7 protein-coding genes, 1 tRNA gene, 1 other RNA gene and 1 pseudogene are annotated in these 15,223 nt (G+C 70.9%); 5 read left to right on the top strand and 5 right to left on the bottom strand.

Features of this window, described 5'->3' with window-relative positions:
• Positions 1-323: 323 nt before the first annotated feature.
• Both BQ8008_RS10225 and BQ8008_RS10220 read left to right on the top strand, forming a co-directional pair.
• Positions 324-1,328 carry a hypothetical protein gene (locus tag BQ8008_RS10225; protein WP_108833905.1) on the top strand — a complete coding sequence of 335 codons (1,005 nt, stop codon included), beginning with the start codon at positions 324-326 and terminating at the stop codon, positions 1,326-1,328.
• A 68-nt stretch (positions 1,329-1,396) separates the two neighbouring features.
• A complete protein-coding gene (locus tag BQ8008_RS10220) occupies positions 1,397-2,167 on the top strand; it encodes a hypothetical protein (RefSeq protein WP_234415347.1) in 771 nt (256 codons plus the stop codon).
• A gap of 39 nt (positions 2,168-2,206) precedes the next feature.
• On the opposite strand, the gene BQ8008_RS10215 is transcribed toward BQ8008_RS10220, so the two are convergent.
• Entirely contained in the window at positions 2,207-2,917 is a 711-nt protein-coding gene (locus BQ8008_RS10215; protein WP_108833904.1) for a TetR/AcrR family transcriptional regulator, read from the bottom strand.
• Positions 2,918-3,415: 498 nt separating this feature from the next.
• Here BQ8008_RS10215 and BQ8008_RS10210 point away from each other — a divergent pair.
• Positions 3,416-6,345: pseudogene (locus BQ8008_RS10210) on the top strand (acyl-CoA dehydratase activase-related protein); the annotation flags it as partial.
• A gap of 2,469 nt (positions 6,346-8,814) precedes the next feature.
• On the opposite strand, the gene BQ8008_RS10200 reads toward BQ8008_RS10210, so the two are convergent.
• From BQ8008_RS10200 to BQ8008_RS10190, 3 genes are all read right to left on the bottom strand, one after another.
• On the bottom strand, positions 8,815-9,288 hold the full coding sequence (locus BQ8008_RS10200; RefSeq protein ID WP_108833902.1) for a septum formation family protein: 474 nt from the start codon (positions 9,286-9,288) through the stop codon (positions 8,815-8,817).
• A 248-nt stretch (positions 9,289-9,536) separates the two neighbouring features.
• Entirely contained in the window at positions 9,537-10,157 is a 621-nt protein-coding gene (locus tag BQ8008_RS10195; RefSeq protein ID WP_108833901.1) for a septum formation family protein, read from the bottom strand.
• 124 nt (positions 10,158-10,281) lie between these two features.
• A tRNA-Ser gene (locus BQ8008_RS10190) sits at positions 10,282-10,369 on the bottom strand.
• Positions 10,370-10,632: 263 nt separating this feature from the next.
• Here BQ8008_RS10190 and ffs point away from each other — a divergent pair.
• Positions 10,633-10,727, top strand: an RNA gene (gene ffs / locus BQ8008_RS10185) — signal recognition particle sRNA small type.
• Positions 10,728-10,924: 197 nt separating this feature from the next.
• Here ffs and BQ8008_RS10180 read toward each other — a convergent pair.
• Positions 10,925-11,431 (bottom strand): beta-class carbonic anhydrase, encoded by a 507-nt coding sequence (locus tag BQ8008_RS10180; protein ID WP_108833900.1) that lies wholly within the window; start codon positions 11,429-11,431, stop codon positions 10,925-10,927.
• Between the two features lie 120 nt (positions 11,432-11,551).
• Here BQ8008_RS10180 and BQ8008_RS13805 point away from each other — a divergent pair, with 120 nt between their 5' ends.
• Positions 11,552-15,223: a DNA polymerase III subunit gamma and tau gene (locus BQ8008_RS13805; RefSeq protein WP_234415346.1), complete on the top strand. Its 3,672-nt coding sequence runs from the start codon at positions 11,552-11,554 to the stop codon at positions 15,221-15,223.

Below are 15,223 nucleotides of genomic sequence, written 5' to 3'. Positions count from 1 at the left end.
AATGAAGTGGCGCAAGGCGCACGGGAGCGCCGTGGGGAGGTGCACCCGTCCGCGGAGGCCTGCTGAACGGCCCGACCGGCCTCCGAGGGCGAGTCGCCAATCCGTTATCTGTCTCACTAGTTGGAATGTGGTCTGCGGAACGATCAATCCGTCATCTCATTGTTATTGGCGTTATCACAACGAAATCTAATGGTTTGCTGGGAATGGGGGTTGTCTGATGTCGACAAGTGGCGCTGTTGCTGATCTCCAGACTGTTCCCCTCGTCTTCGGCGCTCTAGTACCGTGTTGGGTGCACCGACGTCGACCGAAAGGATGCCGCAGCCATGACCATCGCGGTCCGCCGAAGCGGCTTCACCATTCCCCTGTCCCTTGTTGTCCTCACCTCGACCGCCATGCTCCTGGCCGGTTGTCAGTCCGGTGGCGCCTCGAACGCCAACCAGCAGGGCACCGCGGGCTCGTCGTCCTCCGCCAAGACCCAGTCCACGGCCAGCGCCAAGCCGACCTCCGGGCAGCAGCCGGCTCACGCCTCTCCACGCATCCCCAGCCCCACCGGTAAGGGCGCTGGCGAGTCCTCGTCGCCCCAGTCCTCCGCCAGCACCGGTGCGCGTCCCTCGAGTCCGCGCGCCAGCGAGCCGCGCCCGGCCGCCAGCGGGACGCAGTCATCCGGCAGCGGAGCGGCGAGCTCAGGAGCCTCCAAGGCGAGCACTCAGAACGGTGGTGCGTCCAAGGCCCCGGAGGCGGGCGGCAGCGCGAGCCAGCCCAGCGGGCCTCAGGTCGACACCTCTCAGCCGGCGCAGCCCGCGGCGCCCGATGCACAGACGGCACCGGCGCCCGCCCCGGCGCCCGCCGACAACTCCGGCGATGCCGACAAGACCACCCCCGCGCCGGCCCCGGCCGAGCCGGCTGCCCCGCAGGCTGAGCAGGCCACGTCCTTCGTTCCGGACAACCTCGTCTCGGAGAAGACTGCCATGATCGTCTCGCCGTCGGGCAACATCGGCTGCGACCTGTCCGCCAACTATGCGGGCTGCGGTGTGCTGTCCTACCGCTCCGACGGCACCTTCGGCCAGGACTCGGCGGGCTCGCCCAACTGGTGGTTCGACCTCAGCAGCGGCGCGACGCCTCAGATCGGCGGCCGCGGCGAGGGCGCGTTCTCCCTGGATGAGTCCTTCCGCGGCGGTGGGTCCTCCTCGCCTCAGGTGGTTGAGTACGGCCAGTCCGTCGTCTTCGGCTCCTGGGTGTGCAGCTCCGAGGAGACCGGTATGACCTGCCGCAACACCGAGACCGGTCACGGAGTCTTCCTCAGCTCCGCGCGCTACGAGACCTTCTGAGTCGGACCTGACTGGTTCCGACCACGTGCATGTTCGCCCGGGTTCTCAACCCGGGCGAACATGTTTCCATGTCCCAGGAAGAAGGCCCTGTGTCCGAGTCTCGTGAATCTCCTGGCACGCCGAGCGGTGCCGGCCACTACGGCTACGTGCCCCCGGCGCCGGGCGTCGAAGGCGTCTACGGCTACCCGCAGCCGCCCGCCTACGTGGTTCCCCCGCGGCCTCCGGTGCCGGAGATCATTGTGGGCGACGCCGTCAAATGGGCCTTGTCCCGCACCTTCGCCAATCCCCTCATCATCGCCTGGATGCCGCTGAGCCTCCTGGTGATGGCAGTGGTGATGGTCGGAATCGTCAGCGTGGTCGGTGAGGAGAACGGCGCGATCATTGCCGCGATCGGGATCCCGGCGGCGCTGATCTGGGGGCTGATGATGGCGCTGGGTTTCTACACCGCTGCGCTTCGGATCGCCCGTGGGGAGAAGGTGACGGTCCGGTCCCTCGTTGTGCCGCCCCATGGCTTCGATGCGGCTGCCGCGCTCGTGCTCGTCGGTCTTGCGGGCTCCATCGCCTCCATCTTCCCCCTCGGCGGCTTGGTGGTCGGCTACTTCTTCTGGGTGGCGGTGGTCGTGGCCATGAACGAGGGCTGCTCCTGCTTCAAGGCGATCGGCCGCTCATGCCACCTCATGAAGCAAGGGGGGAACGCGCCGCTGTTGGCGCTCGTCATCCTCCCCCTCTACTTCGCCGGGTTGCCGACCGTCATCGGATTGCTCGTGGTTATCCCGATGATCTTTCTACTGACGGTGTACGTCTACATGCGCATGTCCGGTGGTGACGTGGCGCGCTGATCGTGCTGACGGCGGCCACTGCACGTCGGTCCGGGTGGCTCACCTAGGGCGCAACGGGCCAGTGAGGTAGTGCTGGATCGTAGGCCCGACGACCTCCACCAGGTGGTCGACGCTCGCGCTCGCGACGGGCTCCAGTCTCAGGACGTAACGGATCATGGCCAGCCCCACCAGCTGGGACCCGGCCAGGGTGGCCCTCTCGCGTGCGGATATCCCTGACAGGCCCGACTGCTTGAGGGCCTCGGCCATCGGGACGGCGATCTGCTCGGTCGCGTAGGACTGGATCGCCTCGGGGGCGCTGACGTCCGTGGCCATCCACCGCAGCAGCGTGCGGAAGGTCGCGCCGTCGGCGGCGTCGTCCCAGGCGGTCAGTGACAGCCTCACCAGGCGGGGGCCGGCCGAGCGCAGATCCCCGCTGACGGCGGCCGCGATCTCCTCGCTCGCCCGTACCCGCAGGTTGACGGCCGCCCCGAAGAGATCCCCCTTGGAGCCGAAGTAGTAGGAGACGAGCGCCGGGTCGACCCCGGCCGTGCGAGCCACCGCTCGGATCGTCGTGCCCTCGTAGCCCTGGGCCAGGAACGACTCTCGCGCAGCGGTGAGAATCGCCTCCCGTGTCGAGTACTGCTGGGCACTGCCCGCTTCTGGCCGGCGGCGCGGTCCCCGACGGCGCCCACGGCCGGAAGCGGGACGGCCGGGTCCCATCTCCCATGGTGAGGCGCTCGGCTGCGGCGCACTGACGGCATCACTGGTCACTCCAGGAGATTACGGGCGTCACCAGACCCTTCGGCCCTACCGCCTCGTCGAACCGGAGAAGTCCCGGGAGAACACGGCCCTTACGTGGGGTGGCGGGACGCATGGGTGTGTGACGAGCACCCTATTTTTAGGTAAGTCTATCGATGCGATATTCAACGATGTTCAGATCCGCGGAGAGCCGGGATCGAGGTCGACGGGGTCTGTGGGCGTCATCGCGCCAAGTGCGGCGAGGTGTTCCGTCGTGACGGCGTCGGTATTTCAACAGCGTTGAGGGTGGTAGTTCGCCTCGATACCGTGGGCCACAGCCCACATCGTCGTCGGCTCTCATGGGGTCGGCGCAAGCACGCGCCGAGGTGAAGAATGTCCGTTCCTGCTTCTGTTGCCGGCTTGCAGAGACCTGCGCCCGCTGCGTCCGCGGTGACCACGGGGCTCGCCGCACGCACGGCGACCTCAGTGCCCGGCGGCTCCGGCCTCGTCGGTGTCCCGACGGTCCTGCGGATGGGGCTGGATATCGGCTCGACGACCATCAAGCTGGTCCTCCTGCCCGAGCGCCTGCCCGAGGCGGGCGCCGGTAACCGTCCCGACTCGGCGTCGGCCCCGGCGGTTCCGGTGTCCCCGGTGTTTGCTGAGTACCGGCGCCACAACGCGGACGTGCGCGGCGAGCTGACCCGGCTGCTGGAGGAGGTCGGCCGGGCCTACCCGGGCGCCGTCGTGCGTGGGGCGGTCACCGGCAGCGCCGGGCTGTCCCTGGCCACCCTCATGGGCCTGCCCTTCGTCCAGGAGGTCATCGCCGAGACCGAGACGGTGCGCGTGTGCGATCCGCAGGCCGACGTCGTCATCGAGCTCGGTGGTGAGGACGCCAAGATCACCTACCTCCACCCCACCCCCGAGCAGCGCATGAACGGCACCTGCGCGGGCGGCACCGGTGCCTTCATCGATCAGATGGCCCAGCTCCTCCACACCGACGCCGCCGGCCTGGACGACCTGGCCTCGCGCTACACGACGCTCTACCCCATCGCCTCGCGCTGCGGCGTCTTCGCCAAGTCCGACCTCCAGCCGCTCATCAACCAGGGTGCTGCGAGTGAGGACCTGGCCGCCTCCGTCCTCCAGGCCGTCGTCACCCAGACCATTGCGGGCCTGGCCTGCGGGCGCCCCATCCGTGGCCACGTCATGTTCCTGGGCGGGCCGCTGCACTTCCTGCCCCAGCTGCGCGCCGCCTTCGAGCGGACCCTTGCCGAGCAGGTCGACTCCTTCACCTGCCCCGACAACGCCCAGCTCTACGTCGCCATCGGCGCCGCCCTGCTCTCCTCGGGTGAGCCGACGCCGATCCCGGAGCTGTCCACCCGCCTGGCCACCCGCAAGGCCCTGTCCCTGGGCACCTCCCGGATGCGTCCGCTCTTCCAGGACACCGCCGAGCTGGAGGCCTTCCGTGAGCGTCACGCCCGCGCGCACATTGAGCGGGCCCACTGGCCGGTCCCCGAGGAGTCCCCCGAGGAGAGCGGACCCGAGCCGGACGGCCCGGACGACGAGCTCGACGGTATCGACGACGAGGGGCCTCATGCGGCGTCGGCGTCGGGGACAGGCGGGGAGTTCCGGGACGGTGACTGCTTCCTGGGGATCGACGCCGGCTCGACGACGATCAAGGCCGTCGTCCTGGACGGGCGCGGGCGCATCGTGTGGGAGCACTACGCCGGCAATGAGGGCGACCCGGTGACGGCCGCCGTGGAGATCCTGCGCCGCATCCACCGCGAGATGCCTGATGGCGTGCGGATCGTGCGCTCCTGCGTCACCGGCTACGGGGAGTCCCTGGTCAAGGCGGCGCTGCGCATCGACGAGGGCGTGGTCGAGACGATGGCGCACTACCGGGCGGCGGCCTACCTCAACCCCGGGGTCACCTCGGTCATCGACATCGGCGGCCAGGACATGAAGTACCTGCGCATCAAGGGCGACGCCATCGACTCCATCAGCGTCAACGAGGCCTGCTCGGCCGGCTGCGGCTCCTTCCTGCAGACCTTCGCCCGGTCCATGGGCCTGGAGATCGGTGAGTTCGCCGAGGCCGCGCTGCACGCCGAGCGCCCGGTGGACCTGGGCAGCCGCTGTACGGTGTTCATGAACTCTTCGGTCAAGCAGGCTCAGCGCGAGTCGGCCACCGTGGGGGAGATCAGCGCGGGCCTGTCCTACTCGGTGGTGCGCAACGCCCTGTACAAGGTCATCAAGCTCAAGGACGCCGACCAGCTCGGCGAGCGGGTCTCGGTCCAAGGCGGCACCTTCCTCAATGACGCGGTGCTGCGGGCCTTCGAGCTGCTCACCGGCCGGGAGGTGGTGCGCCCCGACATCGCCGGCCTCATGGGCTGCTTCGGCGCGGCCCTGAGCGCCCGGGCCACCTACGACGGCGTGCCCTCGGGCCTCATGAGCCTGGGCGAGCTCTCCCGCTTCAGCCTGACCACCGAGACCGCCACCTGCAAGCTGTGCCAGAACCACTGCCAGCTGACCATCACCACCTTCAACGACGGACAGCGCCACATCTCCGGCAACCGCTGCGAGCGGGGCGCCACCCAGGAGCGGCGCGCCACCAAGTCCGACCTGCCCAACCTCTACGACTACAAGTACAAGCGGGCCTTCTCCTACCGGCGCCTGCGCGAGGGCGCGGCCACGCGCGGGGACATCGGCATCCCCAGGGTGCTGGGCATGTACGAGAACTACCCGCTGTGGTTCACGGTGCTCACATCGCTTGGCTTCCGCGTCATGATCTCGGGGCGCTCCAACCACGAGCTCTTCGAGTCCGGCATGGACACGATCCCCTCGGAGAACGTCTGCTACCCGGCCAAGCTCGCCCACGGGCACATCGAGGCCCTCATCGCCAAGGGCGTCACGACGATCTGGTTCCCCTGCGTCTTCTACGAGCGCGAGCTCGTCCGGGGCGCCGCCGACCACTTCAACTGCCCGATCGTGGCCACCTACCCCGAGGTCATCCGCAACAACGTCGAGGCCGTGCGCGACGGGCAGCCCCACGGTGGCGAGGGTGCTGACGGCGCTGAGGGGGGCACGGGTCCCGGGGGTTCGGGGGTGCGGATGCTCTCCCCCTGGGGGGCACGGGTCCCGGGGGTTCGGGGGTGCGGATGCTCTCCCCCTTCCTCAACCTGGCCGACCCCGCGACGCTCGCCGAGCGGCTCGTCGAGGTCTTCGCCGACTGGGACGTCACCCTGCCCGAGGCCCGCCGGGCCGTGGCCGCCGGCTTCGCCGAGGACGCCGCCTTCAAGGCCGACGTGCGCGCCGAGGGCCGCCGCGCCCTGACGTGGATGGAGGACAACGACCGCAAGGGAATCGTCCTGGCCGGACGGCCCTACCACATCGACCCCGAGATCAACCACGGCATCCCCGACGTCATCAACACCCTGGGCCTGGCCGTCCTGTCCGAGGACTCCCTCCTGCCCGAGCCCGACGCCGCAGCCCCCGGCCCGACCGGGGCGACCGACTCCGCCGTGGCGAGCGCTACCGGGTCGGCTGCCGGTCCCAGCGCCGGCTCCCAAGCGTCGGGCAGTACCCGGCCATCTCGCTCCGACGCCGACCGCGGCGGCGAATCCGGAGGCAGCGCCGACGACGAGACCACCGGGCAGGCCCGAAAGGCGGGCGAGACCGGAACGGCTGACAAGGCCAGCAGAACCGAACCGGGCAAGCGCCCCGCCAGGCCGGCCAGACCCAAGAAGCCCAAGAAGACCGACTGGGCCGCCATCGCCCGCCAGGCCGGCAACGAGGCCGCCGGCCAGTCGACTGGTGAGGCGGCAGGCAAGGCCGGAGCTCCTGACCCCGGCGACGGCGCCGAGCACGCCGTCGCCACCGGGGCGCTCAGCCGGGCCGTGGCCGCACTGCGCCGTCGGCTGGGCGAGTCCCGGACCGATCCGCAGGCTCCGGCCGACTGGTCCGACGTCACCGGCGTCGGCCTGCCCACTCCCAAGCCCGTGGCCACCCGGGGCGTCACCGGGCGCCTGCGGGTGCGCGACCAGTGGGCCTACCACTCGCGCCTCTACCAGGCCGCCGAGCTCGTCACCACCCGCGACGACCTCGAGCTCGTCCAGCTCAACTCCTTCGGCTGCGGCGTCGACGCCCTGACCACCGACCAGGTCCAGGAGATCCTGGAGTCCGCCGGTGGCGTCTACACGAGCCTCAAGATCGACGAGGTCTCCAACCTCGGCGCCGCCACCATCCGCCTGCGCTCCCTGACCGCCGCCTCCCAGGCCCGCGCCGCGGAGAAAGAGACCGCTGGGAAGGCCACCCGCACCGAGGAGGCCCCCGGCGAGGCCGACGGCACCTTCGACGACGCCGTCGAGATCGACACGACCGCGCCTGCCGAAGAGCTCGCAGCCAGGGGTGATGAGGAGACAGGCGAGGAGATGCCGGACACGACGGCTCGGGAGACGGCCGGCGCCGTCGGAGGGCGAGAGCTGCCGGGGGCCACCGGTCCGGTCTTCACCGAGGCCATGCGCGCCACCCACACCATCCTCATGCCGCAGATGAGCCCCGTGCACTTCCGGCCCCTGGAACCGCTCATGCGGCGCCTGGGATACAAGGTCGAGCTCCTGGAGTCCGCCACCCGCGACGACCTCGAGGTGGGCCTGCGCTACGTCAACAACGACGCCTGCTTCCCCGCCATCATGGTCATCGGCCAGCTCATCGGCGCCTTCACCGACGGCAGCCACGACCCCGACTCCTGCGTCGTGGCCATCTCCCAGACCGGCGGCATCTGCCGCGCCACCAACTACGCCGCCATGCTGCGCAAGGGACTGCGTGAGGCCGGCTACCCGCAGGTGCCGGTCGTGGCGATCTCCCTGCAGGGCATCGAGTCCAACCCCGGATTCGAGCTGACCGCCACCATGGGCCTCAAGATGCTCCAGGGCATTATCATCGGCGACACCCTCAACACCTGCCTGCTGCGGGTTCGCCCCTACGAGGTGGTCGAAGGCGCCACCCAGGAGCTCGTCGATCGCTGGAACCGCATCATCGGGGAGTACTTCGAGCACAAGGGCCGCTCGGCCACCTGGGGCGGGCGCATCGGCTACCGCCGCCTCCTGCGCGAGATGGTCCGCGAGTTCAACGACCTGCCCCGGCGTGACGAGCCCCGGCGCCCGCGCGTCGGCGTCGTCGGCGAGATCCTGGTGAAGTTCCAGCCCGACGCCAACAACCACGTCATCGACGTCATCGAGGCCGAGGGCTGCGAGGCGGCCGTCCCCGGGCTCCTGCCCTTCTTCCTGTCCGGGCTGGTGACCGCCCAGTGGGAGGCGGACGCCTACGGCATCGGCAAGGAGAGTGTGGCCAAGAAGAAGGCGGCCGTCTGGTTCATCGAGCAGCTCCAGGCCCCGGCCCGCGCCGCCCTGCGAGCCGCCGGCGGCACCTTCGACATCGAGCCCTCCACGGCCGAGCTGGCCCGCAAGGCCTCGACGGTGCTCTCCCTGGGCAACCAGGCCGGAGAGGGCTGGCTGCTCACCGGAGAGATGATCGAGCTCATCGAGCACGGCGTGCCCAACATCGTGTGCTGCCAGCCCTTCGCCTGCCTGCCCAACCACGTGGTGGGCAAGGGCATGTTCCGCGAGGTCCGACGCCGCTACCCCCGGGCCAACATCGTCGCCATCGACTACGACCCCGGCGCCAGCGAGGTCAACCAGCTCAACCGCATCAAGCTCATGATCTCCACCGCCCACATGGCGCAGGCGGAATCTGCGCGTGGGACGCCTGAACCGGAGGGCGGCCCCGGCCCCGTGGGCGAGTCACAGGCCTGCGTGACCACGGACGACCTGCTGGCGGGACTCGGGCCGGTGGCCGACGGGACGCCGTCGTCCCCGGACGTCGCCGAAGAACGGCGTCCTCAGCGGACTCGGGTTCGCTGAGGACGCCGGTGCGGACTACTTCTTGGAGTCCTTGGCCGAGCCCTTGACCTCTGACTTGTCTCCCTGAGTGACCACGCAGGTGACGAGGCGATCTCCCTTGGCCCAGGTGTCCTGGCTGGGGGAGAGGTACTCGATCTGGTAGCTGGAGCTGCTGGCCTCGACCCCGACGTACGTGGTGAAGTCCTCCCCCTGGCAGAAGCCCTCGCCCAGGGACTTGATCGCGCCCTCGTTGGGGAGCGTGTCGACGTCGTCGGGGAAGGTGGTCTGGGCGATGACCTCGTAGGTGTGGGTCTTGGCGCAGTCGACCACCGTGACCTCGCCGACCGGGTTGTTGCCACCTGCCTTGCTGCTCACGGTGTTGTAGCAGTTCCCGACCTTGAGGTCCTTGGTGGCGGTGGTGGTTCCCGAGGAGAACAGGCTGCAGGAGGACAGCCCCACGGCAAGAACAGCGGACGCGGGAAGAACAAGGAGCGTGGTCAGCGGGCGCATACACCGAACCGTAACAGTCGGAATGCCCGGATTGTGCCGGTTTTCCTCGGGATCCTGGCCACGTGTGGGGAGCGGGCTGTAAATATCTGGGATAAGGCCCGGGTGGCGACCTGAGACGGAGAGACGGAGGGTCGCCACCCGGACGGAGTGGGTGGCAGGACGGTTGTCGTCACGGGAGTCAAGGGGTGAGCCGTGGCTCCCGCATGGCGGTCCGTCTGCCGGTTGATGTTCTGCTCAACGGGGACAGACTAGGAGTTTTTGATGGAATTGTTCAATGGGGACTTATCCGAGTTCTGGGCGAAGCACACGAAGGTGCGGTCGCCCTGGTCCCAGGTCTCCTGCGACGGCGTGACGGCCAGGATCCTGTAGCTGTTGGCCTTGGAGGGGGAGCCGACGTAGCTGGTCACCAACGGCTCGCAGATCTTGGACATCTCGGTACTGGTGTCGGCCTCGGAGAAGGTGGAGGCCGTGGTGTCTCCGGTTCCGACCATCTCGTACTGGTGGGGCGTCGAGCAGTCGACGACAGTTGCCTCGGTGGCGACCTTCTGGCTGTCCTGAGTGTCGGTGGCGATGTCGGAGACGCAGTCGCCGGCCTTGAGGTCCTCGATGGTGACGGTCCGGGCGTTGGGGTCGGCGGTGGCGCTGGAGGAGGATGTCGACGAGGCGCTGGCCTTTGACGAGGGCGAGGCGTCGTCGGAGTCCTTCGAGTCCTGTGACTCATTGTCCGAGGAAGTCGATGAGTCGTCGCTGCTCGACGACGAGGAGTCCGTGGGGGTGGTGCTCACTGCGTCTTCGTCGCAGGCGCTGAGGCTGAGGGCGAGCAGGAGTGCGGTGGGCAGGGCGATGAGGGCAGAGGTTTTCGTGCGCATGGGGTAACCGTGGCAGGAGTCGGTGGCCGCGTCGATGGGGAGAGGTACCAGTCGGTCGTCTGCCGGGGGAGACGGCATGGAGGGGAGACAACGAAACCCCGGGATCGCTCAGATCCCGGGGTGGTGGCGGAGGATGGGGGATTCGAACCCCCGAGGGCTTGCACCCAACACGCTTTCCAAGCGTGCGCCATAGGCCACTAGGCGAATCCTCCAGGCGCTCCACGCGGCGACAACCGCGTGCAACGAGAAAGCAATATATCGGACCGCCCATCCCCGGGGCCAGCCCGGGGCGGTGGGATCTGTCACGCGAGACCGGTTCTGCTGCATCGGCTCCCCACACGGACGCACCGCAGGCCTCAAGGACCTACCTCCCAGGACAGCCCTCGAGCCTTACGGTGCGTCCTCGAGCTCGGGTGCGGGGATGGGACCGGTCGGGGCCGGTTCGCAACCGGGGGCCGGATCGGGTATTCTCTCGCTCGGCCCCTCGTGCGGCGTCATCCAGTGAATCCCCCAGGACCGGAAGGTAGCAAGGGTAAGCAGGCTCTGACGGGTGTGCGAGGGGTCCTGACGTCTTCCGGCAGCGGCGGGGCGGTCTGCTCGGGCGGCAGGCCGGCGGGCTCGACGGCGCCCCGCAGTCCTCCTGCTGTACTCCACGAGGGTCGGGGTCTACTGCTTGGGGGATGGGTGTACTCCACGAGGGCCCGGGGCTCGTTCAGTACGGACAACTCCCTGCCAGTGGGACCCGAGGTTCGTGGAGTAGGTCAGGGTCACGCCGCGGCGGCGTCGACCTCCTCCAGGCGGCCGGTGGCCAGGTCCAGGACGAAGCCGCGCACGGCGTCGGTGCGGGGGATGAACGGCGAGGCCTTGATGCGGGTGATCGATCGGCGCACGTTGTCGGCCAGGTCGGTGAAGAACCCTGGTGCCCAGGCCGGTCGCACGCCCGTCTCCTCCTCCAGGGCGCGGCAGAGCTCGTCGTCGGTGAAGGAGAGCATGCCGCAGTCGGTGTGGTGGATGAGGATGATCTCCTCGGTGCCCAGGAGGCGCTGGCTGATCGTCAGGGAGCGGATCGTGTCCTCGGTGACGACGCCGCCGGCATTGCGGATGACGTTCGCCTCTCCCGGGTTAAGTCCCAGGACCGCGAAGACGTCCACGCGCGAGTCCATACAGGCGACGACCGCGACCTTCTGCGTGCCCTTGGCCGCCAGACCGCCCCGGGCGCGGACCTCGGCCGAGTAGGCGAGGTGGCGGGTGAGGAGCGACTCGGTGACGGACATGGTTCCTCCGTTTCTGCCGCCGACGACGGACGAGCGCCCCCATCGTGCCAGACCGTGCCAGTGGGCCCCGACTCGCCCGGTACCTCGCACGGGGTCGGCCCGGCCGATTAGGCTCGGCCCGTGACCACCGCTCTGTACCGCCGCTACCGCCCCGACGCCTTCCAGGAGGTCATCGGGCAGGACCACGTCACCGCTCCGCTCATGGCGGCGCTGCGGGCCGACCGCGTCACCCACGCCTACCTCTTCTCCGGCCCGCGCGGCTGCGGCAAGACGACGTCGGCGCGCATCCTGGCCCGCTGCCTCAACTGCGCCCAGGCCCCCACCGACACCCCCTGCGGCACCTGCCCGTCCTGCCGGGACCTGGCCACCGGCGGCCCCGGCAGCCTCGACGTCGTCGAGATCGACGCCGCCAGCCACAACGGCGTCGACGACGCCCGCGACCTGCGCGAGCGCGCCGCCTTCGCCCCGGCCCGCGACCGCTACAAGATCTTCATCCTCGACGAGGCCCACATGGTCACCGCGCAGGGCTTCAACGCGCTGCTCAAGCTCGTCGAGGAGCCTCCCGCGCACGTGAAGTTCATCTTCGCCACCACCGAGCCGGAGAAGGTCATCGGCACCATCCGCTCGCGCACCCACCACTACCCCTTCCGCCTCGTCCCGCCCGACATCCTCGAGGGCTACCTGGGGCAGCTGTGCCGGGCCGAGGGCGTCGAGATCGGCCCCGGCGTCTTCCCCCTCGTGGTGCGTGCCGGCGGCGGCTCCGTGCGCGACACCCTGTCCGTCATGGACCAGCTCATCGGTGGGGCGCACGACGGCGGCGTCGACTACCAGCGGGCCGTCGCCCTGCTCGGCTACACCGACACCACCATGCTCGACCAGTGCGTCGACGCGATCGCCGCCGCTGACGGCGCCGGCGTCTTCCGGGTGGTCGACCGGGTCGTCTCCTCCGGGCACGACCCCCGCCGCTTCGTCGAGGACCTGCTGGCCCGCCTGCGCGACCTCCTCGTCATCGCCCTGGCCGGCTCCGAGGCCGGCGCGGCCCTCGGCTCCATGCCGCTTGACGAGCTCGAGCGCATGGACCTTCAGGCCCGCACCATGGGGGCCGCGGCCCTCTCCCGAGCCGCCGACACCACCGCCCAGGCCCTGACCGCCATGGTCGGCGCCACCTCCCCCCGACTCCAGCTCGAGCTGCTCGTGGCCCGCCTGCTCATCCCGGCCGGCCACGCTCCGACCGGTGGCGCCGCGGGCGCGGGCGGCGCGGTTGGGCAGGTCGGAGGTGCCGGGCCGACGTCGTCGCCCGCCCCCGGTGGTGCAGGCGCTGGCGCCCCCGGCAGTGCGCCCAGCGGCATGCCCGCCGGTTCCGGGCGCGAGATGGCCGCCCAGATCGCCCGACAGGCCTCCGCGGACGCCGCCGGCCGGCGAGGGGGCCCGCGACCCGAGAACGTAGGGGGACCGGAGGGAGCCGCGAGTGCTGCGCCCGCCTCGGCTCCGCAGGCTCCCCAGTCCGACGACGGCTGGGGGCAGGTGTCGAAGGCGGGCGGCTGGAACGAGTCCGGTGATGCTTCAGCGAGTGCTCCGGCGACGGCGTCCGCGCCGGCCCCGGCCACGGCCTCGGCGCCCGCCGCAGGCTCGACGTCAGCCGTGCGGGTCCCGCAGGCCGGCCCTGCCGTCAGCTGGGACGGTCCGAACGACGGCGCCTCGTCCCACGGGCCAGCCGCTTCAGTCGCGTCGTCGGCCTCTGTTGCGCCGGGCTCTTCCGCGCCGTCGGCTTCGGCGGCGCCGGCCCACGGCCCTGCTGAGCAGCCCCCACGCGGAGTCGGGCCGGCGAGCGCCCCGGCTGCTCCGAGCGCGCCTGCGGCCCCCGCGGCCCCTGCGGCCCATGGGAGCGTCGGTGCTCCAGGCGGTCCGGGCGGGGGCGAGGCGGCCGACGCGGAGATGATCCGCACCCGCTGGGAGGAGGTCCTGGAGGCGGCCAAGCGCTCGCGGCGCGCGACCTGGGCGCTGGTCGGCCCGAACTCCCGGCCGGGCACCGTCTCCGGGGGCTTCTTCACCCTTCTGTTCACCGCGCCCGGCCTTGTGGGCGCCTTCGACAACGGCGGCCACGGCCCCATCTTCTCCGCGGCCCTTCACCAGGCTCTCGGCCTGCGCCTCGAGGTACGTGCCATCGTCGCCGGCGACGACGGGCCAGGTGGCCCCGGAGGTGGTCCTGGGGGACCGGGCGGACCTGGCGGTGGCCCCCAGGGACCTGCCGGCCACCTCGGTTCTCCTGGTGTGAGCGCTCCCGGCCATGACGTCGGTCACGGTGGACCGCAGGGATCCTACGGTGGCGCAGTGCCCGGGGCGGGCCCGAGCGGTCCTGGCCCGCAAGCCGGCGCCTTCGACTCGGCCGCCCACGGTGGTGAGTCGGAGGACTTCAACGGCGCCGAGATGCACGGCGCTGATGCTGACGCCGGTCAGGCCGTCCAGGCCCCGGCAGATCAGGCCCCCGCTACTGGATCCACCCGGCCGGCCGACGTCGAGCCCGCCGACCGCGCTCAGGCGCGTCGGCCCGTCTCCACCACGTGGGACGACGGTTCCCCGATCATCGAGCCGCCGGCCGAGGACGACTGGGGCGGAGATCCCTATGCCGAGTACTCCGGGTCCCTCGGTGCCGATGAGTCCTCTGGTCCCGCTCAGCGCACCGATCCCGCCGGACACCACGCCGCGCCGGAGCCCGGCGGGCGGGACTCCGTGACCTCACCCGAGCCGCGCGCGGCGCCGGCCGGTCCTGCGCCCTCCGAGTTCCAGGCGGTTTCCCCGGAAACCCCGGCGGTCTCCGCCTCCTCCACGCCCCAGACGGCCCCGGGGGCCGCCGCCCATGCTGCCCCGACGGCGTCGGCGGTTCCCGCGAACCCCGCGGACCCCGACGACGGGTGGGGGCCCGTTGCGATCCCCGGCGGCGGCTCGGCCCCGGCGCCCGCCTCAGCACCCGCTCCTGCCTCCGGCGGCGCCGGCTTGGACGACGGCTGGGGCCCGGTCGCCGTCCCCGGCGGCGGAACCGTGCCCACCCAGTCCGTGCCGACCTCTGCGCCGTCGTCTCCTGCGGTCGGCGGTTCCCCCGCCTCGACAGCGCCCGCGGGCCCCGGGACCGAGGCGTCATCCCCCTACGCTCCGCGAACCGCCGTCGGCTCTCAGCCCAGCCCCGCCAGTCCTCAGCACGCTTCTGCGCCTGCCTCGACGTCGGCTCCGGCCGCCTCAGCTTCTCCCGCGCAGTCCCGTTCCGCTCCCGCCGCGCAGGCGCCCGACGAGGCGCCCCTGGCCACCGTCCACCGTCTGCGCGCCCTGCCGGAGATTCCCGGCGGGGCCGCATCGTCCTCATCGGCCTCAGCCGCTCCCCAGTCGTTCCAGCCGCCGCAGTCCCCTCAGTCGCCACAGGCGCCGGCCGCAGGCGCGCCTGGCGCCCTCGACGCCACCGCCGGCTCACCCGGCCTGGCCCCCGTCACCTGGGAGGGGACGCCGTCGAGCCCCTTCAGCCCGGGCCCAGCCCCCGAGGAGCTCAGTGCCTCGAGCGCCCCTCCCGAGGACGATGCCACCTGGGCGCCCTCGGGCATCGCGGGCTCGCGCCTGGCCGCCGCCATGGCTGCTGCCCGCGCCGCAGCCCAGGACACCGGCACGGACTCCCTGGCCGACGACACCCCCAGCGAGGACGACCCCGACGCCGAGGACGCCGGCGTCGTCGGCCTGGAGGTCGTCAAACGGATCCTCGGCGCCCAAGTCATCGAAGAGGTCACCGTGACCCAGGAAGGACGCTGA

Origin of the sequence: Actinomyces sp. Marseille-P3109, assembly GCF_900323545.1 — a bacterium.
Taxonomy (GTDB): Bacteria; Actinomycetota; Actinomycetes; order Actinomycetales; family Actinomycetaceae; genus Actinomyces.
The sequence above is the reverse complement of the archived record's forward strand: the minus strand, read 5'-3'. Positions and strand labels throughout refer to the sequence as shown.